General features: G+C 57.6%; 1 protein-coding gene and 1 pseudogene. One reads left to right on the top strand and one right to left on the bottom strand.

The features are described from left to right. Window positions 1–187 precede the first annotated feature (187 nt). Window positions 188–895, bottom strand: coding sequence for a response regulator (locus F3H98_RS30795; RefSeq protein WP_149764784.1), 708 nt, complete (start codon window positions 893–895; stop codon window positions 188–190). A 706-nt stretch (window positions 896–1,601) separates the two neighbouring features. Here F3H98_RS30795 and F3H98_RS30790 point away from each other — a divergent pair. Beyond that, window positions 1,602–2,067 (top strand): annotated as a pseudogene (locus F3H98_RS30790) (DDE-type integrase/transposase/recombinase); the annotation flags it as partial. Window positions 2,068–2,746: the final 679 nt, after the last annotated feature.

Raw genomic sequence — 2,746 nt, 5'->3', positions numbered from 1 at the left:
ATCAGACGGTCGAGAACACCCATGGCTGCCTCCAAAAGACAGCCTTGAATCTGATTTGCTCAGCCTTGGGAATCCCAAGAGTCCACACCACCTAGGGCGCATTTCACCGGGCAACATCGTGGCGAGGGCTGTCGCGCCTGACCGACATCAGACTCGGCGCAACCATCGGCGCAGAAGCACAGAACTTTTAAGTAGCTGAAAGCTTTACGGAGGATTGCGATGCGGCATTCAATTCAAGGATATAGCCGATACCGCGCACAGTCTTGATCCGTACCGTCGCACCGGACTGGCTCAAAAGCGTTCGTAAGCGATAGATTCCGACTTCAAGCGCATTGGTCGAGACCTCCTTGTCGAACGCATAGAGCCGTTGCTCCAGTGACGCGCGCGGTATGATTCGGCGTGCGCGGCTGAGCAGATGCTCAAGAATGCGTACTTCGTGGCGCGCGATTTTTAGCGGCAGGCCACCAACGAATACTTGCCGGCCGACCGGATCGAACTTGAGATTCCCAAATGTAACAATGGGGTCAGTCATCTGCGTTGACCGCCGTAGAATGGCTCGCATCCGGGCGATGAGCTCCTGATAAGACACGGGCTTGGGCAGGAAATCGTCCGCGCCGCCATTGAAAATTTCGATCCGTTTATCGAGGTCGTTCAGGCTGCTCACCATGATGGCAGGAGTTGAGCGTTCGTTGCGCCTTAATTGCTTCAGCCAGTCCAGGCCGTCCCCATCTGGCAGGGCCAACTCGACCACGAGAACGTCATAGCTCGCGCACTCAAGAGCTGCAGTCGCCTCATCGAGAGTACGTGTCACATCAACGGCGAAACCGTAATCCGAGAGCACTCGTTGCACGGCGCGCGTAAAGTCCGCATGATGATCAACTAGTAACGTTCGCATTTGGGCTCTTATCATCGCTGTGCAAGAGAATGACTGTTTTCTGTCGAGTAGCTTAACGCTGGAGGATTTCTCCTAGACAAGCGCAGGTTGAGCCAAGCCATTGCGGCTCGCCGAGACGAAAGACGTCGCGATCGATCGTGAGATAAGTCCGAAGGCCATCGTCCCGGCATTTGATTACGTCCGACGCTCCCCGACCCTGCAATTGGCGGATCGGTCCCGGTGGCATCGTCATCGAATTTGACTCACGTGGTTTCGCACCCTGCATTCGACATCTTCTGAGGAAATTCACGCGGCATCGAATTCCGAACTTGGACCGAGCTCGCTTTCCGTCCCGCAACGGCCGCGGAAGACATCTGGCCTATTCTCGAACTGCTCGCCTCTTCCGGCTGCAGGTGGCCGACGGGAACCGTCGGGCGCATAAAACACTTCCCTAACAGTCCGTATGGGGAGTGTTCGAGAACGGACAACCTCGAGCAGGGTGAGCCTAACAGGCTGAATCATCGCAATCCTCACTTGTTAAAAGCGTGGCACGGCCATAGACCCATCACGGCTCCTTTAGAATGTTGCAATTTGACGTTGCGTACGATTCAAACCCCAATTTTGTTCGAAACCGCAGCCGGCGTGTTTTGCATCCGCCGATTTTATTGCGAAGCCGACACTTCAAGCTGAAACTGCAGCAATCCGTCGGATGGAAAGCGCTCCAAAGTCCTGGCTCAACCGCATCCCCAGCGCCCCGTCCCGACAAGACGAGGTGCTGCTGGGCGTGATCGACCGCAGCTTCAAGAGCAACGACCGCACTTATTTGGCACGACGTTTTGGCAAAGGGTCTTTCCTGCGGGCTGCATCCTATCGAGCGGCTGATGCGGGAGAATGGACTCCGTGCCCGGCCGGGGCGCCGCGGATTGCCAAAGGACACCGGCGGGCGAGCGGCCGTGTCGGACAACGTCATCGACCTGCGCGCTCGAGGCGCCCGGCTCCGAACCAGAAGTGGATTGCCGACTTCACCTACATCTGCAGCGGCCGAACGTTGGCTCTGCGTTGCCACTGTCATCAACCTTCTCCTGCGTGTCGTCGAATGGGCCATGAAGGCAGAGATGACGGCCCAGTTGGTCATCGATGCCCTTATCATGGCGATCTGGAGAAGAGGCAAACCTGACAGCCTCCTGCATCACCTCTTGATTTTCCTCAATGAAGCGTGGCCGAGGGAGGATAGTCAATCGAGCTATCCTTTCATCTGTGAAGGGAAACTCGGCGCCCCTGATGGATTTCCATCAGGCATTTTTCGGCAGGTGGATCTCCAACGGCAGAAAGCGCGCTGACCATGGCGAGCGTATAGCGCGGCCGTGCCGTTCACATCGCCTCACTGGTCTAGTGGCAGGAGCCGCAATCGCTGCCGATGGCACTCGTCGATCGGGGAGGCGACTCGCGAAACAGGCGTGCTGGAAGGCGCCCTTGTCAGTCCTGTCTTCTGCCACCGCATTCTTCAGACCGACTGGCGAACTTTGGTGCCAAATTCGGCCGCAAGGTGAAGGCAGTCGTGCGGAAGTCCGCACAGGTGCTGCTGGCGCGACTTGACCAAAAACTCGGGAAAGGCGTGATTGGCGCAGGTCTTCCATTTGGCACGGCTATCGCGCCGAGATGGCAGCAACGTTCGACCGGAGCGCAGCGACGGGAGAAGCCCCGGGAAGGGAGGAAGAGCCCGCTCCGATCCGGTCGAGGGCATAGCGTTGAGAGTACGGTCAGCAACGATAAGTTTGGGTTTTGTTGCAACGGCTGAATAGGGGCACAGAGAGGCGCTGGTGCGAGGTCAATCAGGCGGCGAGGATTTCGAACTGCTCGGCCAGGGACGGA

Origin of the sequence: Neomesorhizobium albiziae, assembly GCF_900114255.1 — a bacterium.
Classification (GTDB): domain Bacteria; phylum Pseudomonadota; class Alphaproteobacteria; order Rhizobiales; family Rhizobiaceae; genus Neomesorhizobium; species Neomesorhizobium albiziae.
This window is presented reverse-complemented; position numbering and strand designations above follow the sequence as displayed.

What these genes read in the sequence shown, in the direction of transcription:
- F3H98_RS30795 (WP_149764784.1), bottom strand. Translation starts at nt 895, where the DNA reads ATGCGAACGTTACTAGTTGATCATCATGCGGACTTTACGCGCGCCGTG.